Consider the following 22,557-nt stretch of genomic DNA (forward strand, 5'->3'; position numbering starts at 1 on the left):
TTACCGGGACTTGCTCTAGAGGTGATTTGCATCGGACGCAAGATCAGCGGTAAAAACGGCGCAAACTCCGGCTTGCGCCGTACCACAATGTGCAAGTCACTTCTTGATCAGCGGGCATGCGCTCGCTTCCAAGGGCGGAAACACCTTGTCGGCCGGCAAGGTGGCCAGGATCTTGTAATAGTCCCATGGCTCCTTGGATTCCTGGGGCTGCTTTACCTGCATCAGGTACATGTCGTGCATCAGCAGCCCGTCCTCGCGGACCCGGCCATTGTGGGTGAAGATGTCATCCACCGGCAGCTCCTTCATCTTCGCCATCACCGCAATTGCTTCATCGGTACCGGCCGCTTCGATCGCGTGAAGATAATGGCGCACCGCCGAATAGACGCCGGCTTGCGTCATCGTCGGCATGGCCTTGTGCAGCTTGAAGAACTTTTCCGACCAGGCGCGGGTTTCCGGATTGCGGTCCCAGTAGAAGGCCGAGACGAAGCGCAGGCCCTGGGTGCTGGCGAGGCCCATCGCATGGATGTCGGTGATAAAGACGATCGGCGCCACGAAGGTCTTGCTCTTGTTGATGCCGAATTCCGCCGCCTGCTTGATTGCGTTGGCCATGTCGGCGCCGGCGCTCGCCAGCGCCACCACCTTGGCCTTCGAGGATTGCGCCTGCAGCAGATATGAGCTGAGGTCGGCGGTGTTGAGCGGGTGGCGCACCTCGCCTTCGACAGTGCCGCTGCCTTCGGTCACCGCCTTGCGGATATCGTTGGCGAAGGCGTGGCCGAATGCGTAATCGACCGTCAGGAGAAACCAGCTCTTGTCGCCGGCATCGGTCATCGTCCTGGCGAGACTGTAGCCGTTGGAATAGCTGGTGTAGACCCATTGCGCCGAGGTGGCGGTGCAGGCCTTGCCGGTGAAATCGGAAGAGGCCGCCATGATGATGGCGATCTTGTTCTTGTCCTTCGCCAGGGCCTGCACGGCAAAGCCGACCGACGAGTTCGAGAAGTCGGCGACCATGTCGACGCCATCCCGGTCGAACCATTCGCGCGCCTTTGCTGCGCCGATGTCGGCCTTGTTTTGGTGATCGGCGGAGACGAGCTCGATTTTCTTGCCGAGGATAGTGCCGCCGAATTCCTCGATCGCCATTTTCGCCGCAACCACCGAGCCCGGACCGGCCAGATCCGCATAGAGCCCGGACTGGTCGTTCATGATGCCGATCTTGACGAAGTCGTCCGAGACGACCGGGTCGGCGGCCCGGCCCTGCTGCATGGCCAGGACCAGGCCGATCGGCACGACTGCAAGCCTGAGGAATTTCGTCGGTGACGGCATTTTGCTTCTCCCTTGGATTCGCTGGGCGGGGAACGGCGTTTGCGCGATCTCGCCGCACAATTTTTGCATATCATGCACTTCAATGTAGGATTAAATTATCGGCATTTGCCGATTACGAAATAGTCTGGACGTAATTTGCATAATATGCAAAATTCTCAACGCAGCTAGGCCGGCCCCTCGCGCCGAAAAAGCTGAGAGAAACAGGAGTAAGGGATGTCGGACGCCGTCCTGATGTCGTTGGCTGACGTGCACAGGTCAGCCAAGGCCGCGCTGCTTGCGCAAGGATTTAGTGCATCACATGCAAATGCGATTGCGAACACCGTGACCATGGCCGAGCGGGACGAATGCCGCCATCACGGCTTGTTCCGGCTGCCCTTCTATATGAACGGGCTGCACTCAGGTCAGGCGTCGCCGGACGCCGAGCCTGAACTGTCGGTACTTGCGCCTGCTGTGATCAAGGTCGATGCGAAATACGGTTTCTCGCCGCTGGCACTGGAGCGCGGCGCGGAGCCGCTCGCCGCGCTCGCCAAGAAGATGGGGATCGCGGCGATGGCGGTGAACAACGCGCTCAACGTCGCCGCGCTTTGGCCGGAGGTCGAGCGGCTGGCGGAGCACGGCCTGGTCGGCTTCGCCTTTGTCGCCGCCAGTCCCTATGTCGCGCCGGCCGGCGGCACAAAGCCGCTGTTCGGCACCAACCCTATGGCATTCGCCTGGCCGCGAAACGGCGAGCCTCCGGTCGTGTTTGATCAGGCGTCGAGCGCCAGCGCCCGCGGCGAGATTCAGCTTCGGCTTCGCGACGGCAAGACATTGCCCGACGGCTGGGCCATTGGACCGGACGGCACGCCGACCAGCGATCCGGCCCAGGCGCTGGCCGGCGCGCAGCTTCCGTTCGGCGGCTTCAAGGGTTCCAACATCGCCATGATGGTGGAATTGCTGGCGGGCCCGCTGCTCGGAGATGTCCTCAGCTTCGAAGCCGGCGAGCGCGACAAGGCAAATACGGGCGCTCCGTGCGGCGGAGAACTCGTGATCGCGATCGATCCGGTCCGCTGCATGGCGAACGGGGATCGCGCCAAACAGCTCGAACATGCCGAACTGCTGTTCGGCAGGATGCTGGCACAGGACGGCGTCCGGCTGCCTTCGGATCGCCGCTACGAGGCCCGCAAGCGCACCGAAGTCGAAGGGGTGCTGGTGCCGAAATCGCTCCGCGACTCGATCGAGCTTTACATCGCAGGCAAGCAAGCAGCCGAGCGGAATGCCTATGAGGGCGATCACCTGACGCATCGCAAGGATGCCGGTCGGGCCGTCGCGAGGTGAGGGCAGCCATGACAGGCTCGACATTATCGCCGACCGAGCGTACCCGCGTCCGGCTTCATCCGGAGCGCGCCGTCTATGATCGCGAGGTGATGTATCGCATCCTCGACGAGGCGCTGGTTTGTCACGTCGGTGTCGTGGTCGATGGCGCGCCGCGCGTGCTTCCGACCGCGATCGTCAGGATCGGCGACTTCGCCTACATCCATGGCAGTCCCGCCAATCAGTCGCTCGCGGCGCTGGCCGCCGGCGCTCCCGCCTGCATCACGGTCACCCTGATCGATTCGATCGTTGCGGGACGATCGGGATTTGGAATGAGCATGGACTACCGCTCCGTCATGATTTTCGCGGCGGCTGAGAAGATCGTCGATCCCGGCGAGAAGGAGCGCCTTGTCGCAGCGTTCATCGAGGATATCTGCCCAGGCCACCAGGTGCGCGCGCCGAAACCGAAGGAAATCGCCGCCACGCTCTTCGTGCGGTTTCCGCTAACCGAAGCCTCGGTCAAGATCAGGAATCAGGGCGTGGTGGATCCCGAAGAGGATTATCGGCTCGACACCTGGTCGGGCGTGATTCCGCTCCAACTTACCGCCGGCGAGCCGCGCAATTGTTCGGCCTTGAAACACGGTATCGCCGTACCCGACTACGCGAAGAACTATCGCCGCGGCCGGTGAAGCTGTGATCCGAGCTGTATATCGTTTCGTGCGCCGATGACGATCGGCGCACTGATGTTGGTCGGGTCGCTGCGAGTGAAAGTGATGTGCACATCAAGGCCGCGCGCGGCTGCGCGGTCTGATTTGTCTGCTGATCGACTCTCGAAGTTGCTACGGCGACAGACGCCGCGATAGCCGAACTTGGCGTCATACTCGCGGGGCCATTCTCGCCGGATCGCTGGCGCTGGCTGTCTCTCTGCCCGCTATGATACAGATCGCAACTTCTCTTAGTGATGAACGGGTGAGCACAATCGACTCGCGATCGTCGCAAAATGCCGCAACCCCGCCATTTGCTTTGACAGCAATGTGATTTGCGCCGAAAGAAGGGCCTCATTCTCGATGGGCGAAGTTGGGGAAGAACAGCGCGCATGAACCTTTTGTGATGCGCTTGTTGGGCTGTTGATGTTGGCTGAGACTTTTTGGGGGACGCGCTAATTGTTGCCGGTAGTCGATTATGGAGATCGCAGTCCTCGCGATCATCTCTCCCGCGTGGGGGCGGTTCCGGCCATGGACTCTGATCTGAGCCCGCAAGGGGGGATCTGGTGGCCTGAACGTGAGGATCTCTCGCTCGAGTTCATGCGCTTGCTGGCTTCCGTCCAGGAAGGCGGCGCGACTTTTTCGGAATGCTGGCTCACCGCCAGCCGCGTCGATTTCGCTGGCGACGCTGGCGACGATTCTTGGCACCGGGAATGGATTGGCGCCGCGGAAGTCAATCGCGAGCGGGCTTCATCCGCGGCCGCACAGGGCCATCTGGCGACGGCGAGGAGCAATTGGCTGCGCGCCATCAACTATTATCTTACCGCCGCATATCCGTTTGATCTTTCGCCGGACAAGCGGCGGTCAGCGACCGCATCGATGCGCGAATGCGCCGCGAAATATCTCAACTGCCGCGAGCCGGTCGGCGAGGTCGTCTCGATACCCTGGCTGAACGAGTTCACCTTGCAGGGATATTATTTGCCGGCGCGCCGCGGCGGCGATCGTGCGCCGGTGGTCATCTGTATCGGAGAGCCCGGACACCACAAGGAAGAATTCCTGTTCAAGCTTGCGCACCACACCTCCGAGCGCGGGATGGCGCTGCTTGCGGTGGACGTCCTGGGCGACGGCACCGGCCAGTCGTTCGAGGAGGTATCGCTGCGCCACAAGCCGCAGCGGGCCATTGCACCGATCATGGATTACCTTGTCGGCCGCGACGATGTCGATGAGCGGCGGATCGCGATCCTCGCCGATGGCTGGAGTTCGTCCTTTGTCGCGCGCGGCATCGCCTTCGACCATCGCTTTGCTGCGGCCGTTTGCGACGGCGGCATCTGGGATCTGCATATAGGGTCATTCCTGAATCCGCAGGACAGGCCATTCGGCATCGAATCGTGTCCTGAATTGGAAGCCGACCGCATCCTGAGGAGCATCAGGTGTCCGTTGCTGATTGCCGCGAGCGGGCGCGGCGGACTCAGGGCGGACAGGGTTGCAGAACTGACGGATCAGTTGCGGGCGGGGCGGCGCGACCGGGACATCACGCTCGAGATTTTTGAGAGCGCGGAGACTGCCGCAGGCCAGGGGCTCTTCGACAATCCAACTCTCGCCAACGAGTGCATTTTGGATTGGATAGCATCCCGCATCGCGGCGCAGCCTTTATAAGAGGGCATAGTCCGAAGCCGCGCTGTCGCTACCCTCTTTGCGTTTGGGCCGGAAGACTTCGTGTCTCTAGAAGTCCGCCGCCACTTTCAGGCGGGCTTTCTCCAGGCGCTTCTTGAGGGCAGCGAGCTTGTTGGTCAGATCATCCAGCTCGCGCGGGCTGAATTCCGCGAAAATGAACTCGTTCAGGCTTTCCTGCTGCGAGGTCAGGCCCGCGAGCTGCTTGTAGGTCTTGTCCGTCAGCGACATCTTCACGATGCGGGCGTCTTCCTTCGCCGGCTTGCGACGGACTAAACCTTTCTTCTCCAGAAGCTTCGATTGGGTCGTGACGAACGACGGGTCGACATGCAGCATTTTTGACACAGCGTTTACGGGGACGCCGTCGCCCTGATCGAGGTCGGCAAGCGCCACGATCATCATCCATTGCGGTCCGCTGATTCCGAGCTTCTTGGCCCAGAAGTAGCGAATCTCCTCGAGATGAACGCTGATCGCCGCGATCTCCCAGGCGAATCGCCGAATGACATTCTCGCTCTTGGTGGCGGACTCATCCATGGGCACTGTACTCACCCCCTTCAGATTCCATAGCGGATGTCCGGCGGAAACGACAGCGGTAATCCGTTATACGTGTCAATTCGCACGAGAAATTAGCAACAGGTGGTCTTCGGCGGTGCGCGTCTCAGTTGCCGAAAAGACACATCGAGGTGGCAATCAATATATGAGTGAGTAAACTAATTTGATTATCTAAATAGCACATGCATAACTTTCATTCCGACGGAGGGGGGCACCCGACCGTCTCGTCTCAGGTGGTTCTCATCAGTCCACCGGCTTGAGAGATGCGTTGATCCTCAACGTTTTTTTCGAGGGCAGTCTAATCCGCTTTGCACGGGGGTTCGTGCATAGCACTTACTTGGAGGTTAACAATGAAGGTGGCTAAGAGCCTTATTCTCGGCTCAGCGGCGGCTCTGCTCTCGATGGGCGGGGCTCAGGCGGCCGATCTTCCCGTCAAGGCCAAAGCGGTCGAGTACGTGAAGGTCTGTTCGCTCTATGGTGCCGGTTTCTGGTACATCCCGGGCACCGATACCTGCATGAAGATCGGTGGTTATCTGCGTGTCGACACCACGTTCAACGGCGGCATCTACGGTTCGCAGGCTTGGAGCGGTGATGCGGGTCAGCATAACCGTTATCAAGACTACTTCTCCGCCCGCTCCCGTATGGCGCTGACGATCGATACCCGTACCGCGACGGAATATGGCGTCGTCCGCACCTTCGCTCAGGGCGACTTCCAGTTCGATACGCTCGGCAACAACACCTACAGCCCGAACTCGATCAACGGTTCGCTTCCGGTCGCAAGTGCCAACCTGCTGCACACGCCGGGCGGCGGCTATGTCGCGGTCGAGTACGTGTTCATCCAGTTCGCGGGCTTTACCTTCGGTAAGTCGTCGTCCGCGTTTGCGACGCCTTGGAACGGTTATCCGGGCAACAACTCGTCCAACCTGCTCGGCGGTCATGACACCGTCACCGGTGTGAACAACATCCAGTACACCGCGCAGTTCGGCAACGGCGTATCGGGCACCATCGGCCTCGATGATCCGACCGTGTTCAACCGCACCACGGTTGCCAACCTGACGCTGCCTCTCACCGCGACCGGTGGCGTCGCCAACGCGTATGCGGGCGTCCATGCTCCAGACATCGTCGGTAACATCCGCATCGATCAGGCTTGGGGTCTGTTCCAGATTTCGGCTGCTGCGCATGAAGTCAGTGGCTCCTACAACGTGCTGAACGCCGCTGGGGCTCCCGCAGGTGGCGTCGGTCTGCCGGGTGCGGCCCCGACCGCCGCTTCGGAACTGTCCGGTCACCCCGACACCAAGTGGGGTGGTGCAGTGATGGCTGCGTTGCAGATCAAGAACATCCCGACCGGTCCCGGCGACGACATCAAGTTGGATGCGACCTATGCCGTCGGCGACACCAAGCAGGTGATCTCGACGTCAGGGGCCTCGCCGAGCTTTGCGATGTTCGGCAGCAGCAGCAGGCTCGGTGCCTATCAGAGCGTCGGCTTCGGTGCGACCACTGATGGTGTGTATCTCCCGGTCGCGGCCGGTGGCGATGGTTCGATCCACCTGACCAAGGCTTGGGGTATCCGTGGTGCGTTCAACCACAACTGGGATCCCTACTGGTCGACCAGCTTGTTCGGCAGCTACTCCAGCGTGAGCTACGACAACACGGCAAAGGCGTTCATCTGCGCCAACTACACCGGTACCAAGGCCGTCACTGCGGATTACAGCTGTAACCCGAACTTCAACGTGTCTCAGCTCGGCGTGGTCACCCGTTGGACCCCGGTCAAGAACCTGACGTTCTCGGCCGAAGTCATCTGGCTCCACCTCGACCAGAAGTTCACTGGTGGTGCCGTTCTCGCTGTGCCGGCCCCAAAGCCGACCACGCTTTACGAGTACAAGGACCAGGATACGGTCAGCTTGCAGGTCCGCGCTCAGCGCAACTTCTGATCCGCTCGATCTGATGCATCTCTAGAGAATCCCCGGCAGGCAACTGCCGGGGATTTTTCGTTGCGTGAAGAGTGAGTGGCGAATGGCGAGTAGGGATTAGGGAGTAGGAAATGCGAGCGGGCATCGCGCACTCCATCACACTTCTCTATTCGCCATTCCCTACTCGCTATTCGCCACTCGCCATTCGCTGCTTCCCATTCGCCACCTCTGCGGCTTCAGTGAACGGTCAAAAAAATATGATTTACTCAGGTAATTTTCTAAGGTAGTAAGGGCTTAAGTCGGCGCAGCATGGCCGGCCCGTTAGGTCTCGCTGAGACAGAACCTCTTAATGCTAAACCTCCGAAACCTCCGGCAATGCCCTGCCGGAGGTTTTTCATTACGGTGATCGCGCAGGGCTTCGCGCTCCGGCTCCAACTGATTCGGCCTGATTCGGGTATCGGCGCTCCCAGAGCGTTTTCGAGCGAAGTGGACACCGGTTCGCGTGAAGAAAACGCGTCAAAGCAAGAATCGAGAGCTTCGGTTCTGATTCAATCAGAACCGAAAATGCTCTAGACCGAAGCCTCGACGATCGTGGCGCGATCATCCGATCAATCCCGCCTTTGCATCATCGCAACGCCGGCCTCGCTGCCACAGCGCCCGGGCGGCTTCTCGCCCTTGGCGGCGCAGAAGCGGGAGAAGGAGCGGCCGTTGAGATGCAGCGTGCCCGCATAGCTACTCCCGACCACCAGCCCGTCGAAGACGAAGGGGTAGCCCTCCTGCCGCAGAATCATGCGCGCCCCATCGCGCCTCCAATGTCCGGAAAGCGTGGCCTGGATCGGCCTGCCGCTTGCAGCATCGCGCCCGTCCTCGCGGTAGCTCCCGTCCGGACTCATGCGCCACGTGTAGACGTAGCGCGGGAAAGCGTCGGGAATGATCGCCGTCCAGACGATGTCATCGGCTTCCGCAGCGGCATCGCGCGAAAGCCCAGGGTCGACCTGCAGGCACCAGAGCAGCGCGCACCAGGCTGCGAGTAGGAAAAACCGGCCGACCATTCATTTGCCCTGTGTTGATTCCCGGGTTGGCTGGAGCGCGACGCTCTCTCCGTCGTCGTTGTTTTGTCGCTGGCGCGCCTTGCACCGGCGTCGTCCTGTCGAATGACGGGGAAGGCTTCTGACTCAAATGTCAAACAGCTTTCCGCTGTCATCGTCCGGCTTGACCGGGCGATCCAGCATTCAAGAAGCGTCGACACGCAAGCCGAGAATCACATCACGCCCGGCGCCGCAAGCTGAATTCTCCTGTCGGCACCCCGTGTAAGACAGTAGAATTAATGTCTTATCTGGCCAACGTCCGAATAGTGGACGTAATTCATGAATACGGAGAATATATGGACAAAAATCCTGATCTGGTCTAGCAGAGCCACATGGCCCTTTCCGCGACCCGCAAACCGACCTTCATTCCATCTCCCTCCGCGGAGGCGGTGCTAGCTGAAAGCGCGGGCGATGCCGCTTTCGCCACGACGCTGGCCAAGGGGCTGGTGGTGCTCGAGGCCTTCGATGCCCAGGCGACCATGCTCGGCAACATGGAGCTTTCGGCGCGCACGGGAATCCCGCGGCCGACGGTTGCGAGACTGACGCATACGCTCGCCGAGCTCGGCTATCTCCGTTACGACCAGGATCTCGCGAAATACTGTCTCGGCGCGCGGGCGTTGCGCATGGCCCATCCGCTGCTTGCGGGCATGCAGTTTCGCCAGGTGGCGCGGCCGTTGATGCAGGAACTGGCGGAGAGCGTGCGCGGCACCGTCTCGATCGGCCTGCTCGACGGAACGGCGATGGTCTATGTCGAGTCCGCGAGATCGGGCGATGTCGGACCGCATGTCCCAGACATCGGCATGCCCATTCCCGTCGTCAGCACGGCGATGGGACGCGCTGCGGCCGCGACACTGCCTGCCGCTGATTCCGCATTGCTGGAGCGGCAGATCAAAACCGATAACGCCGAAGCGTGGTCCACGCATCGCGACAAGTACCGCGCCGGAATTCAGCAGTGCGCGGATCGCGGCTTCTGCACCTGCTACGGCGAATACATGCCGTCGATCCACGCGGTCGCCGCGCCGCTGTTTCACGCGCGGCGCTTGAAGCAGTCGTTTGCCATCAATTGTGGAATCCCTGCGTTCCGCCTGCAGCCCGGACAGCTCGAATCCGAGATCGGCCCGCGCATCCGGGCTCTTGCCGTCAGCATCCGCTCGCTCGTCAACGAGGCCGAGCCGATCATCGAGCCGCGCGAACGGCCCAAGACGAAGGTCACGAAATGATGCGGGAAACGACGGTCGCTGGCGCGATGCGCGTCGCAAGTAGCGGAGCATGAGATGGCCGGACCGCTCGCGGGATTGAAGGTTCTCGACATCGCCACCATCATCGCCGCGCCGCTGGCCGCTACCCTGCTGGCCGACTATGGCGCCGAGGTCCTCAAGATCGAGATGCCGGGGCAGGGCGATGGGCTCAGGTCGTTCCCGCCGTTGAAGGACGGCAAGCCCCTGTGGTGGAAGGCGGCAAACCGCAACAAGAAATTCGCGACGCTGGATCTTCGCGCCCCCGAAGGCCTTGCGCTGTTCAAGCAGATGCTGCCGCGCTTCGACGTGCTGATCGAGAATTTTCGTCCGGGCACGCTCGATCGCTGGGGTCTCTCGAACGAAGTCCTGTGGTCGATCCAGCCTCGCCTCGTTATTCTGCGTGCGACGGATTTCGGACAGGACGGGCCCTATAGCGATAGACCCGGCTTCGCCCGCATTTTCGAGGCGATGAGCGGGCTGACCTACATCACGGGCGAGGCCGACGGCGAGCCTACGCATCCCGGCTACCCGATCGGGGACTCCATCGGCGGCCTGTTCGGCGCCGTCGGCGTGCTCGCGGCGCTGTGGAAGCGGGCGCGGGATCCCGATGCTCCCGGCGAAGAGATCGATCTCGCATTGACCGAGGCGGTGTTCCGGTTGCTCGATGTCCTTCCCATCGAGTTCGACCAGCTTGGTTTCGTGCGCAGCCGGATCGGCAATGCCAACGGCTATTCCGCGCCGGCGGCGGTGTTTCGCACCAAGGACGATCGCTGGGTCACGCTCGCAGGTTCGACCAATGCGCTCTATGCGGCGAACTGCCGGGCGATCGGACGGCCCGACCTGATCGAGGACCCGCGCTTCTCCGGCAACGAGCGGCGCGTGAAGCATGCGGGCGAGCTCAACGAGATCTTCGCGGCGTGGTGCGCCGAGCACACGCTCGAGGAGGTGCTCGCAAAATTCACGGCCGCGCAGGGCACGATCGCGCCGATCTATTCGATCGATCAGATCGCGGCAGACCCGCAAGCCAAGGCGCGCGAGATGATCGCCCGCGTTCCTGATCGCGACTTCGGCTCGGTGGCGATGGCGAATGTCGTCCCGCGCTTTGCCGCCGATCCCGCGCAATTGCGTCATTCCGCCGGCGACGTCGGGCAGGACAATCGCGAGGTCTATCGGGACTGGCTCGGCCTTTCGGAGCAGCAGATCGAACGGCTCACCCAGAAGAAAGTGATCTGAGGTCGGCCATGCACCCGTGCGGTTCCGCAGAGACAACAAGAACACGCTGCGGACGTGCAACAACGAAAGGGAGGCATTCATGAAAGTCACACGCCGAACTCTGCTGGGCGGCGTCGCGGCCTGCTTCGCTGCAGGCTGCGGTTCCCGGGCGTTCGCACAGGGCGCCTGGCCTTCGCGTCTTGTGCGGTTTGTATCGCCGTATGGGGCAGGCGGCGCCAACGACATCTCGCTGCGCATCCTGACCGAGCAGCTCGAGCGTCAGCTCGGCCAGCAATGCATCGTCGAGAACAGGCCGGGCGCGGGCACGCGCCTCGCCAACGAAGCGGTCGCGCGCGCCACGCCGGATGGCTACACCTTCCTTTACGCCGCGGCGCCCTATGCGACGGCCGAGGCGTTGTTCGGAAAACTGGGCTATGACCGCAAGGACCTGCAGCCGGTGGCGATGGCGGTCATCGCGCCGCTGTTCCTGATTATCAGTGCGGAGGCGCCCTTCAAGAACCTGCAGGAGCTGATCGCCTACGGCAAGCAGCAGCCCAACGGGCTTACCTTCGCCTCTCCAGGCGCCGGCTCCCAACCCCATCTGGCGGCCGAGCTGTTGTTCAGGGATGCGGGCGTCAAGGGCCTCAACGTTCCCTTCCGCGGCGATGCGATGTCTTACACTGAATTGCTGGCAGGCCGCGTCGATGCCACGCTGACCGCGATCAGCACGGCGTTGCCTTATATCCAAAGCGGCAAGTTCCGCGTGCTGGGTGTGGCGTCAGTCGATCGCAGCCCGATCTATCCGGACGCGCCCACCTTGCGTGAGCAAGGTCTGCCCAATGTGATCGCTACCGGCTGGTACGGCTTCATGGCGCCGGCTGCTACGCCGCGCTCCGTCGTCGATCGGCTGCAGGACAAGATCGTCCGCATCCTTGCCGATCCCGACGTGAAGCAAAAGCTGTTCGCCCAGGGGCTGGAAGTCCGCGGCAGCACGGCCGCGGAGTTCGGCGCGTTCATCGACGCGGAGACGAGCAAGTGGGGCCAGTTGATCCGCGACGCCGGTCTCAAAGGAGAATGAGGATCACAACGCTGTCGCCGGCCACGGCTGTTGCGGTGCAACGAAGTCTTCGAGTGATTTGAGCAAAGCTTGATTGACACGTACCGGGGTCGCTTAGAGGCCATCATGGCCCACTTGGAATCCAATGTACCAGCGCGCTTGCACTGCGCTGGTTGAGCACTCACGAAGACTTGGCTCTAACACTTGGCTCTCGCGCGGGCGTGACCACGCCTTGTCTCTGTGCGCATCGTTGGAATGAAATGCGTGAAGCGCATCATTCATTGGAATCCTTTTCCAGACATCGGTCCTCTCGTCGCCATATTTTGGGATGATTTGTTTTTGCAACGAGCGTAACGTCGCTCGCTAAGAAAAAAGAATGATCTTGGGAGGAATGCGCCGATGAGTCGGACGAAGCATTTCGTTTGGGCATCCATCACCTGTCGCTCGCTGCCGACAGGGCACTCGCAGGATCACGCTTCCGCCAGGACGTAACCGATGATCGCCATAGCGACATCGCTGTCCCGCAGATCGAGAATCCTTGCGATTGGATTGGTTGCGGTCGGAACCTGGCTGACGCTCGGGGCCGCCGCGGCGGATGTTCCGCTGCAGGTGACCAACGCCCGTGTGCCTGCATCCAACGAGATCGGCATCAATCTCCCGCTACTGATGACGATCAGGAACGATGCGACCGAGCCCGACGCGATATTGCGCGTCCGCTGTCCGTTCGCGAACTTCTCCGAAAAGCACACCGTCGATCGCGGCGAGGGCGCGCCGGCCATGCGCGAGATCAAGTCGATTCCGATTCCGGAAAACAAGACCACCGAGCTCAAGCGCGACGGATATCACGTGATGCTGCTGCAGACGCGGCAGAAGCTTGTCGACGGCGAGAAGTTCACATGCGCCGTCGTCTTCCAGAAAGCCGGAACCAAGGAAACGGAGGTGGAGGTTTCACGAACGCCGTGATCGCGACAACGGGCAAGGTGAGCCCGCTGAACGAGGCTTCTCGACTGAGCGGTTCGGATGTGCCGGACGCTCGATCCAACATGAACTTGCCAAAGGAGGGCATTTGCTCATGGAGCGATTTTCAGGTCACGCAAGAAGAATCACCAGGCGAGCGGGTCTGCTTGCCGCAGCAGTCGCCGCCGGAGGCATGATGGCGGCATTGCCAGCCTTCGCCGCCGATGAGGTCAACCAGGAACGGCTGCTCAACGTCGACAAGGAACCGGGCAACTGGCTTCATCATCACCAGAACTACTCCGCGCACCGGTTCTCCTCCCTCAAGGAGATCAACCGCGATACCGTGAAGAACCTGAAGGTCGCCTGGACCATGCATCTCGGCGGCATCGAGCCCGGCGGCATCTGGAGCCATGGCGGCCTGGAAGGCACGCCGATCGCCGAAAACGGCTTCCTCTATGTCACCGATGGATGGGGCTCGGTCTACAAGATCGACGCGCATGGCGGCCGCGGCCAGTTGGTCTGGAAGATGGATCCCAAGACCGACCGTGACTGGGCCGGCGCCGTCGCCTGCTGCGGCGTCGACAACCGCGGCGTTGCCTTGTGGGGCAATCTCGTCGTTTCCCACACGCTGGACGGCCGGCTGATCGCGACCAACAAGGAGACCGGTCAGGTCGCCTGGCAACGCACCGTCGCCGATCCTGATAAGGGCGAGGTCATCACCGGCGCGCCGCTGATCGTCAAGAACATGGCGATCACAGGCGTGGCCGGCGCGGAATACGGCATCCGCGGCTGGATCGCCGCGACCGATCTCAACACCCAAAAGGAACTCTGGCGCACGCATACGATTCCGGGCAAGGGCGAGCCAGGCAGCGACACCTGGAAGGACAGCAACAACGCGGCTGCCGCCGGCGGCGGTTCGACCTGGGTGACCGGCAGCTACGATCCGTCGACCGACACCATCATCTGGGGCGTCGGCAATCCGGGACCGGACTGGGACAACGAGTATCGGCCGGGCGACAATCTCTACACCGACAGCTCGCTGGCTCTCGATGCCAACACCGGCAAGATCAAGTGGCACTATCAGCACACGCCGAACGACCCTTACGACTATGACAGCGTGGCGGAGAACGTGCTGGTCGATATTCCCGGACCCACCGGACCGCGCAAGCTCGCGCTCGAAGCCGACCGCAACGGCTTCGCCTATGCGATCGACCGCACCACCGGCAAGTTCATTTGGGGCCTTCCGTTCGTCAAGAAGGTCACATGGACCAAGGGGCTCGATGCGGAGACCGGCAAGCCGATCGAGTATGACCCGAACAAGGCCGTGCAGACGTACGTCGCCTCGGTGACACCAAGCCGCACCAACATGGAAACCGACATCTGCCCCGGCAACATGGGCGGCAAGAACTGGCCGCCGACCGCCTACAATCCGGACCTGAAGCTCTGGTACATCCCTGTGATCGAGAGCTGCAACCGGATCAAGGTCGAGGTCGCTACTCCCGACAAGCTGAAGCCGCGTGAGTTCTGGACCGGCGGTGGTCCGAGCCAGCCGTTCAAGATCACGGGCAGCGTCACCGCGATCGACGTCACCACCGGGAAGATCGCCGGCAAGATGGAAACGCCGTTCCCCAATCTGGGCGGCATTCTTGCAACGCCTGATCTCGTCTTCAGCGGCCAGCCGTCCGGCGAAGTGATGGCGCTTGATGCCAAGTCGCTGCAGAAGCTCTGGGAGTTCAACACCGGAGGCGGCGTCAACGCACCGCCGATGACCTTCACGGTCGATGGCAAGCAATATCTCGCCATCCTCGTCGGTCTCGGCGGCGCCTGGGACAAGTGGTTCATCGATTCAACGCCCGAGCTGAAGAAGATCCAGCCGGGATCGATGCTCTACGTGTTCGCGCTCTGAGTTTCCAACCATGGAGGGCCCGCAATGTCGGGCCCTCCTGCTTCGTCAACAAGAGACGTCATGATGATCTTCAACGCATCCTCGGCGGCGGCACGTGTGCTGCTCATGAGTGTCGTCGCCCTGATTCTTTCGATGCCAGCCGCAGCTTTCGGTCAGTCGGCGCAAGCGACGGCTTCGGATCCGACCAATGCCGGCAAGGCGGTGTTCAGCAAGGCCAATTGCATGGGTTGCCACAAATGGCACGGCAATGGCGGCGGCGGCTACGGTGGCGATGCGCTGTCGCTGCGCAAGACCGTGCTGACGCGTGAGCAAATCATTGAAACGGTCAGTTGCGGGCGGCCCAGCACAGGCATGCCGTTCTTCGTGCGCGGCGCCTATGATGAGGTGAAGTGCTACGGCATGAACCGCGAGGAGGCGGGCAGGCATATGCCGCCTGAGGCCGGAACGTTCCTGCGGCAGAAGGATATCGAGGCGGTCGCCGACTATGTGCTTGCGCATATCAAGGGCGCCGGCGAGCCGACTTATGCGGAGTGCGTTACCTTCTTCTCGAGCACGTCGCGGGTTTGCGACATCTACAAGAAGCAGGATGATGCGACGGCCAGCACGGGGAAGAGCCAGTGACGATCAGGTTGAAACTTTGTGCAATCCTCAGCGTTCTGCTCGCCTGGCAGGCGGTCGCGCTCGCCAATTCTCCGGCCCGGACGGAAGAATTCGGCGGCAACGACCTGCGCGACATCCGCCTCGGCATGGCCGTGAACGAATTGGCGGAATCAGGCTATGTCGACCTCTATTGTGCGACGGATCCGCGGCATATTTTGACCGGCTGGAAGGACTGGCGTGACTGTCCTGCCGGCTCCAGTGGAACGCGGGCGATCCGGTTTGGATATGATCCCATGACCAGCCGGGACGGCACGATGGTGGCGGGCCATCCGGCGCTTCTGACCCTATCGATCGACGATAGCGGGCATGTCTCCGGCTTGCTGATCGAGACCGATCCGAAGGCGCGCCTCTACATCCGGAAGAAGGCGTTCCTGCTCGGGCTGCAAGCCAAGTCCCGCTACGGCGCGGAGGGCTGGGCCTGCACCGAACGCCAGCCTGATCAGGGCGACCAGCCGGTCGGCGGCGTCTATCTCAAGGAGCGCTGCACCAAGACCATCAGCGGCCGCTCACTCGTCGTGGAACGCAATCTGTTCCGCCGGGCCGATCAGGATACGAAGAGCTTCGTCGACGAAACACGGATCAGCATCCTGCGGTCGAAGGACTAGCGGCGGTCGTCGCGGCGAAGGTTGTTCGGCGTGACTCCCCGCGTCCGCTTCATGGTTGCGGTCATATGGCTGTTGCTGGAAAAGCCGGCGGCTTTGGCCACCGCGGCGAAAGGCATGTCGGTTGTCTTGGTAAGCCGCTCGACAAGGGCAAGCCTTTGCGTGACGACATATTGGTGGGGCGCCTGGCCGGACGTTTGCCGGAAGGCGCGCAGGAAATGGCTGGGTGAAAGTCCGGCCAGTTCGGCAAGGCGACCGACGGACAGGCTCTCCGAAAGATTGGCATGGATGTAGTCCGTCACGGCGCGCCATGCCCTGGGTGAAAGACCGCCGCTGAGCAGAGGGCGCGGCCGAGCGCTGAAGGACGAATAGCTGCGCAACAGGTGAGTGCCAAACAGCGTGATCAATGCGTCAAAGCAGAGGTCGTTCGCGGCTTCGCCGCGCTGGAATTCGGCGCGGATCAGATTGGCGAGCAACAGCGCCTGCTGGTCGACGAAGCCTGGCCTGGGCGGCTGGAACTCGAAATCCTCGTTCTGAAACTCCGCTCCGGCGAGCTGAGCCAGACGGTGTTGGTCGTGCGCGACGAGCAGGTTCTCCTTCGCGACGCGCCAGCGCGCGAACAGATCAGCCTCGGCCGGTACGACCTCGATCGTCCCGACCGGCGCCAGCGTGACCGTCTTGCGGCTGCTGTTGAGAGCGATCTCGCGATTGGGCTGCGGCGTGAACATCACCAGCGCTATATGCGCCGGCGCCCTGAAGGCGATTTCGTTCGGGCCCGTCCGCGTTCGTGTGACAGCGCCGCTTTCCGTGCCGAATTTGGGACCCCAGGCGTCCGGAACGCAAGCTAGCAACGCTGGCAAGTCCTTCCTCCACAACATCAGTTCAGCGGATGCCGGCCACGTCATCCTCGGCGCAACACTCGCTCGATCAATCATTGGCACGCTATCAGAAAGCGATCATGTTGTCGAAATACCACCCAGTTTCACCGCGTGTATCGCGCCCGGTTGATGAAACGGCATCAATCATCGGGCAAGGGATAGACTCGATACGAGAGGTGCCTTCACGATCGCGGCTTCCCTTCGCAAGGGCGGCACGTGACGGGAGTTCAAACCGTTGGCGCCCCAGCAGCACGAAGGAGAAAGAAGATGATCGATCACAGCATCCAGGGGAAGACCGTCATCATCGCCGGCGGCGCGAAAAATCTCGGCGGCCTGCTCGCGCGAGACCTTGCGGTGCATGGCGCGAAAGCCGTCGCGATCCACTACAATAGCGCTGCGACGAAGCCGGCCGCCGACGAGACCGTGAAGGCCATCAATGCTGCCGGCGCCAAGGGCGTAGCCTTTCAAGGCGACCTCACCAGCGCCGCCGCCGTCGAGAAACTGTTTGCCGAAACCGTTGCCGCCATCGGCAGGCCGGATATCGCCGTCAATACCGTCGGCAAGGTGCTCAAGAAGCCGATGGCCGAGATCACCGAAGCTGAATTCGACGAGATGAGCGCGGTAAATTCGAAGTCGGCTTTCTTTTTCCTCAAGGAAGCGGGCAAGACGCTCAACGACAATGGCAAGATCTGCACCCTGGTCACGTCCCTGCTGGGGGCGTTCACGCCGTTCTATGCAGCCTATGCTGGCATGAAAGCGCCGGTCGAACACTTTACGCGCGCCGCGGCCAAGGAGTTCGGCGCGCGGGGCATTTCGGTGACGGCGATCGGCCCCGGTCCGATGGACACGCCGTTCTTCTACCCGGCCGAAGGCGCCGATGCGGTCGCCTATCACAAGACCGCGGCAGCCCTGTCGAAGTTGACCAGGACGGGTCTCACCGATATCCAGGACATCGTGCCCTGGATTCGCTTCATGGTGTCCGACGGCTGGTGGATGACGGGTCAGACCATTCTCGTCAACGGCGGCTACACCACGAAGTGACGCGTCCGCCAGCCAGATCCCTGGTTGGCGTCGCAGTTCGAGCTGATCGGAACGTGCCAGGGTTCCTGGCACGGGAGTCACATGCCGTCAGAGCCTGAAGCTCATTGTGACGTCAACCGGGGGGCACTCGGATGGATGGCTACAATGACCTGCATCAGAGCCACGAGATCTTCGTCCACATCCGCATCATCGTCGGAATGATCCTGGGCATAAGCCTTGCCCGCCTCGTCAGCGGCGTGACGCGGTTCATTCAGCACCCCGGAAAGGAGAGGATCAACCTCCTCCATATTGGATGGGCCATCTTCCTGTTCCTCGCCATCATCCACTTCTGGTGGTTCGAATTCGCGCTGTCCAAGATCGAGCGATGGACGTTCGAGAGCTATTTTCTCATCATCTGCTACGCCGTGGTGTTCGTCATGCTGTCCGCAATGGTGTTTCCGGACAACATCGGGGAACATGAGGGGCTGAAGGAGTATTTTTGGAATCGCAGGGCCGTATTCTACGTTCTCCTTTTGATTCTGTTTTCAGTTGATGTTTTCGACACGCTCCTGAAAGGAGCGAACTACTACAAGCAATTCTATGGCTGGTATTATCCGGTAAGGCAGAGCCTCCTGATCGGCGGGACAATAGGGGCGCTGCTTACGGCTTCCGAACGATACCACGTTTCGTTCGTCGCCTTTGCGTTGGCAATCCAGATTATCTGGGTCGCCAGTTTGTTCGACGTGCTAGGTCCGGACTGAACGGGTCGAAGGCGCCGCCAGCCTTAGCCGGGACATTCAGCCATTGAAATCAGGCGGATGCCGAATATGGCGTCGACGCGATCCGGCGAGAATTTGGAGCTTCGGTTCTGATTCAATCAGAAGCGAATATGTTCTACTCTGTCTTCCTTCGGGGCCGCGCATGACGATCTTCAGAATGTCATCCGGCAGCAGCCGCTTCAGCGCTTGGCTTCGTCCTGTCGTGCACGGCCTGATATCGCGCTTCGCGTTTATACCCGAAAAGGTAGCTTAAAAAGGCACATCCCTGGAACTACCATTCGGTGCCGAACCCTAGCGCATTTTTCCGGAGCCCCCTGAGCGGTCCCGCCGCCCGGCCAGGGCCGTTCACTGAGCCTGGCACGAAAGGTAGGGCAATCGTGCTGTCCAACAAAGTGCTGACACACATCTATCGCGGCCGTGACCAGGCACGGAAGGGCCAAGGTTGCCGCGTGCTGGTCCGCGGCAACAAGAACCGGTGCCTTGTTGAATTCACGGACGGATTCCGCTTGATGACAAACCGAAACACGCTTCGAACGATCAAGCCGACCAAGTCAGCGCGGCTCCGCTGAGCGCCAAGGCGCAGTACCGCCGAAGTCGCCCCCCATCGAACTGCTTCACGTTTCTGCACGCGAATGCCGTAGTTTCCCGGGGAAGAACGGGAGCAGCCGCGGTGTTAGCAATGTCAAAGAACCGGGGCCCGGTACATTTTCAGCGCGGCAAGCCTTTCCCGATTCGGTCCCCCCAAAGCCCATCCAATTAATTGCTCGTTTCGATCCGCATTCAAAAAATTATCTCGAGGGATCATGGGACGCCGTTGGTCTGACCTCGACATCGACGATCTCAAGCGAATGGCGCGTAGCGATTACCCCGCACAAAGCATCGCACGGATGCTGCATCGATCTCCTGGTGGTGTCATCGCGAAGGCGCACGAGCTGAAGATTTCCCTTCAGTCTCATCACCGGCTGCTTCCCCGCGGATTCAAGCGGCCCCGGCCACGCGGGTTTCCGCTCACCTGAGCCGCAGCGTCATCCCTGATGTTACGAAGCGACTCGTCCTGTCGCGAAGCGCGGCGCGGAGACGAGTGGGAACCGCTCCAGTCGTAACGGTTCCACATATCCGGATATATTGTCGCACCCGGCTTTATTTACGCGGTGCGCATTAAATGTGATTAGATGTCGCGCAACTTCTGATTTAATGCTTTGTTGTTGGGTGGATTAAATCTATTCGTTCGTTTCATGCTGCAAGAAAGAGATTCGGATACTCAACTCAGAAGAGCCCGACCCGATGGCCGAATCCCAATCCGCTTCTGATCGGCGCAATTTCCTGGCAGCATGCGGGAAATTCGCGATGATTTGCGCAACGGCAACAGCGACGTAGGAGGGTAATCGAGACGGGGCCTGTAGCCGCAAAATACGCGGCCTGAATTTGCCGGCGGGCGCAGTGCATAATGCCGTCATTTAATTGTCATTTATTTTCGTGCTTCGCGGAATTCGATTCCGTCGCTCAGCTTTCGTCGACATCATTATCCCGGTGCCAAGGAGGAAAATATGGCGAATACGATTCAAATCGAAGGCCAGGCCGCTCAGCAATTGTTGGGAACTGAAGGGTTTTTCCCAGATTCCCGGGCCTTCGATTGGCTTTCCCTCATCGATCCCATCAACAGTTTGATCATTGGCACCAGACACGACGATGTCCTTGCCGCACAGGCTGACGGCGACATTGTCTTGGGCCTTGCCGGCGATGATCATTTGAGCAGCGCATTCAACCGGACCGCGTTGATCGGCGGTCGCGGCGATGACACTTTGACAACCAATGTTGTCGTCCCGCAGGGCGATTTGCACGGACTTGCCATTCAATTCGGCGGGGCAGGCAACGACCACCTCGATGGGACCGTCACCCTTCAGGGTGAGAGCCCGCCTCAGAGCACCGAGAAGACCGCAGATGTGCTGCTCGATGGCGGCAGCGGAAACGACACTATCAACGCCACGGCCAATGTGGAGCTTGCTGTCTTCGGAAGCGTAACGGTCAGCACCGATGTGTTCGGCGGAAGCGGCGATGACACCATTCATGCCCTGGCAGATGGCCGTAACGTTCTCGGAAACAGTATCGCCATGAACACCGTCGATGGCGGCTCCGGCGATGACCACGTCACGGCTCATGCCGAAACAGAATTCGCTGCGCTTCACGGCAGCGCCAGTAACGTACTCTTCGGCGGTGACGGCAACGACGTGCTGGACGCGAGCGCTGTAGGACGATCCAATTCCACCGACCTGGTAACAAACGAGCTTCACGGTGGCCGGGGCGACGACGTATTGCACGCTTTCAATGTGACAGACTCAAACAGCGCCACGCCGGTCGGCATCAACCAGCTTTGGGGCGATGACGGCAACGACACCCTCGAGGCGACTCATTCCACCGATGGGGAGAACACCGTTACAGATCTCACGAATTATCTGGACGGCGGGAGAGGCAACGACACCTTGATTGCGAACGCCACCGCGCTTGGTCAAGTTGTTCGCGCACTCAATCAACTCGAGGGAGGTAGCGGAAACGACAGCCTCACGGCACATCTCGACGCGGTAGCCGACGGAAGGTTTGGTCCCCCCGGGGCGGATCTCTACGATGTCGCGAATGTCCTGAATGGCGGGGCCGGAGATGATCAGCTCACCGCGTTTCTTTCGGCAACGCCCAAGCCCGGCGTTACGGACAACTCTGTTGCCGAGAACCGCCTGGATGGCGGCGCTGGAAACGATGTCCTGACGGCGACCGTTGCGCCTGGTTCGCTCGGATCGAACTTCCTCAGCGGCGGTGCGGGCAATGATCAACTCACGGTTTTTGGCGGGTCAGGAAATGTCCTTGATGGCGGCGATGGCAACGACAGGCTCACAAGCGGCATCGGGAACGACAATATGCTTGGCGAACGCGGCGCGGATACGTTCGTCTTTGCCGCCTCGAGCGGGCATGACACGGCCGATTTCCAAGCAGGGCGAGACAAGATCGACCTCACGGCTTTGGCAGCGAACAACATCCACGATCTTGGCGACTTGAATATCGAGGTGACCGGCGGAAACACCATCATTCACTTTGATGCCAATAATGACCTCACCATCGCGGGCGTTCAGAACCTCAGCGCAAGTGATTTCTGGTTCGCGTAGCTGACTGGCGCGGTTCATTATCGGAAAACGGCCTGCGGGCCATCGCGATGTCTGCTTTTAGCTCGATAAGCCGACATCGCCAGCTCAATCGCGGCCGTGCGGCGGTTTCGTCGTGACGCGCCTTTCGTAACTTCCCGCTCATGGCTAGGTGGAAGCGCTCTAGCATTACAGTTGTCTTTTTGTTTTGAAGTGCGCGCGCTGGGCGGCGGCCTGGTGAGCTCTACGCCAAAGTGACCATGCGATGATGTGTGCGGGTTGGATTCGCTTTCGAGCGAGTCTGATGGCGATGCGTCGGACTTCCTGGATTGACCAACGGATCAATGACGCCGTGGCGACGCATTGGTTTTTGCCGGAGTTCGGCGTTTCGTTTTTTTGGGCGGCAGCGGATTGGCGCGATGACGGATTGCCGCCATCATGGCGAAGGCGAGCATCACCAGGGAGACGTGGCGATGCCAGCCATGCCAGGATCTGCTTTCGTTGTGATCGAGCCCGAACTCGTTTTTCGCGGTTTCAAAGCTGTCCTCGATCGCCCAGCGATGGCCTTCGACCGCGACCAGC

General features: G+C 61.0%; 19 protein-coding genes. 14 read left to right on the top strand and 5 right to left on the bottom strand.

The features are described 5' to 3' along the window. Positions 1-96: 96 nt before the first annotated feature. The gene (locus AAFX91_RS05070; RefSeq protein WP_394565746.1) at positions 97-1,320 is read right to left on the bottom strand and encodes an ABC transporter substrate-binding protein; all 1,224 of its coding nucleotides are present in this window, start codon (positions 1,318-1,320) and stop codon (positions 97-99) included. A 213-nt stretch (positions 1,321-1,533) separates the two neighbouring features. On the opposite strand from AAFX91_RS05070, the gene AAFX91_RS05075 reads away from it, so the two are divergent. From AAFX91_RS05075 to AAFX91_RS05085, 3 genes are all read left to right on the top strand, one after another. Then, complete coding sequence (locus AAFX91_RS05075) at positions 1,534-2,634, top strand: Ldh family oxidoreductase (protein WP_394565747.1); 1,101 nt, start codon at positions 1,534-1,536, stop codon at positions 2,632-2,634. A gap of 8 nt (positions 2,635-2,642) precedes the next feature. Then, positions 2,643-3,299: a pyridoxamine 5'-phosphate oxidase family protein gene (locus AAFX91_RS05080; RefSeq protein WP_394565748.1), complete on the top strand. Its 657-nt coding sequence runs from the start codon at positions 2,643-2,645 to the stop codon at positions 3,297-3,299. 546 nt (positions 3,300-3,845) lie between these two features. Beyond that, positions 3,846-4,970: an alpha/beta hydrolase family protein gene (locus tag AAFX91_RS05085; protein ID WP_394565749.1), complete on the top strand. Its 1,125-nt coding sequence runs from the start codon at positions 3,846-3,848 to the stop codon at positions 4,968-4,970. A gap of 66 nt (positions 4,971-5,036) precedes the next feature. On the opposite strand, the gene AAFX91_RS05090 is transcribed toward AAFX91_RS05085, so the two are convergent. Continuing rightward, on the bottom strand, positions 5,037-5,519 hold the full coding sequence (locus AAFX91_RS05090) for a MarR family winged helix-turn-helix transcriptional regulator (RefSeq protein ID WP_130579931.1): 483 nt from the start codon (positions 5,517-5,519) through the stop codon (positions 5,037-5,039). Between the two features lie 368 nt (positions 5,520-5,887). On the opposite strand from AAFX91_RS05090, the gene AAFX91_RS05095 reads away from it, so the two are divergent. Next, positions 5,888-7,468 carry a porin gene (locus tag AAFX91_RS05095; protein ID WP_394565750.1) on the top strand — a complete coding sequence of 527 codons (1,581 nt, stop codon included), beginning with the start codon at positions 5,888-5,890 and terminating at the stop codon, positions 7,466-7,468. Between the two features lie 587 nt (positions 7,469-8,055). Here AAFX91_RS05095 and AAFX91_RS05100 read toward each other — a convergent pair. Beyond that, positions 8,056-8,499 (bottom strand): hypothetical protein, encoded by a 444-nt coding sequence (locus tag AAFX91_RS05100; protein ID WP_394565751.1) that lies wholly within the window; start codon positions 8,497-8,499, stop codon positions 8,056-8,058. A 368-nt stretch (positions 8,500-8,867) separates the two neighbouring features. Here AAFX91_RS05100 and AAFX91_RS05105 point away from each other — a divergent pair, with 368 nt between their 5' ends. From AAFX91_RS05105 to AAFX91_RS05135, 7 genes are all read left to right on the top strand, one after another. Then, positions 8,868-9,755, top strand: coding sequence for an IclR family transcriptional regulator (locus tag AAFX91_RS05105; RefSeq protein WP_282531884.1), 888 nt, complete (start codon positions 8,868-8,870; stop codon positions 9,753-9,755). Between the two features lie 54 nt (positions 9,756-9,809). Continuing rightward, positions 9,810-11,006: a CaiB/BaiF CoA-transferase family protein gene (locus AAFX91_RS05110; protein ID WP_130579934.1), complete on the top strand. Its 1,197-nt coding sequence runs from the start codon at positions 9,810-9,812 to the stop codon at positions 11,004-11,006. Positions 11,007-11,085: 79 nt separating this feature from the next. Next, a complete protein-coding gene (locus AAFX91_RS05115; RefSeq protein WP_130579935.1) occupies positions 11,086-12,063 on the top strand; it encodes a tripartite tricarboxylate transporter substrate binding protein in 978 nt (325 codons plus the stop codon). 474 nt (positions 12,064-12,537) lie between these two features. Next, positions 12,538-13,005 (top strand): copper chaperone PCu(A)C, encoded by a 468-nt coding sequence (locus tag AAFX91_RS05120; protein WP_130579936.1) that lies wholly within the window; start codon positions 12,538-12,540, stop codon positions 13,003-13,005. A 187-nt stretch (positions 13,006-13,192) separates the two neighbouring features. Beyond that, a complete protein-coding gene (locus tag AAFX91_RS05125; protein ID WP_394565760.1) occupies positions 13,193-14,905 on the top strand; it encodes a PQQ-dependent dehydrogenase, methanol/ethanol family in 1,713 nt (570 codons plus the stop codon). Between the two features lie 60 nt (positions 14,906-14,965). Then, positions 14,966-15,526, top strand: a complete 561-nt coding sequence (locus AAFX91_RS05130) for a c-type cytochrome (RefSeq protein WP_394565752.1) — start codon at positions 14,966-14,968, stop codon at positions 15,524-15,526. Next, complete coding sequence (locus tag AAFX91_RS05135) at positions 15,523-16,170, top strand: hypothetical protein (RefSeq protein ID WP_394565753.1); 648 nt, start codon at positions 15,523-15,525, stop codon at positions 16,168-16,170. The genes AAFX91_RS05130 and AAFX91_RS05135 overlap by 4 nt, the downstream gene beginning before the upstream one ends. Here the strand turns inward: AAFX91_RS05135 and AAFX91_RS05140 are convergent. Further along, complete coding sequence (locus tag AAFX91_RS05140) at positions 16,167-17,027, bottom strand: helix-turn-helix domain-containing protein (RefSeq protein WP_394565754.1); 861 nt, start codon at positions 17,025-17,027, stop codon at positions 16,167-16,169. The genes AAFX91_RS05135 and AAFX91_RS05140 overlap by 4 nt on opposite strands. Positions 17,028-17,312: 285 nt before the next feature. Here AAFX91_RS05140 and AAFX91_RS05145 point away from each other — a divergent pair, with 285 nt between their 5' ends. The 3 genes from AAFX91_RS05145 (at position 17,313) to AAFX91_RS05155 (ending at position 21,999) form a co-directional block, all read left to right on the top strand. Next, positions 17,313-18,086, top strand: coding sequence for an SDR family oxidoreductase (locus tag AAFX91_RS05145; protein ID WP_394565755.1), 774 nt, complete (start codon positions 17,313-17,315; stop codon positions 18,084-18,086). 131 nt (positions 18,087-18,217) lie between these two features. Continuing rightward, positions 18,218-18,826, top strand: a complete 609-nt coding sequence (locus AAFX91_RS05150) for a hypothetical protein (RefSeq protein WP_130579940.1) — start codon at positions 18,218-18,220, stop codon at positions 18,824-18,826. A 1,565-nt stretch (positions 18,827-20,391) separates the two neighbouring features. Then, a complete protein-coding gene (locus AAFX91_RS05155) occupies positions 20,392-21,999 on the top strand; it encodes a calcium-binding protein (RefSeq protein WP_394565756.1) in 1,608 nt (535 codons plus the stop codon). 317 nt (positions 22,000-22,316) lie between these two features. Here the strand turns inward: AAFX91_RS05155 and AAFX91_RS05160 are convergent. Continuing rightward, positions 22,317-22,557: transposase (locus tag AAFX91_RS05160; protein ID WP_394565757.1), on the bottom strand; the 241-nt coding region annotated here is incomplete at its 5' end.

Source organism: Bradyrhizobium sp. 31Argb (genome assembly GCF_043638955.1).
Classification (GTDB): Bacteria; Pseudomonadota; Alphaproteobacteria; order Rhizobiales; family Xanthobacteraceae; genus Bradyrhizobium.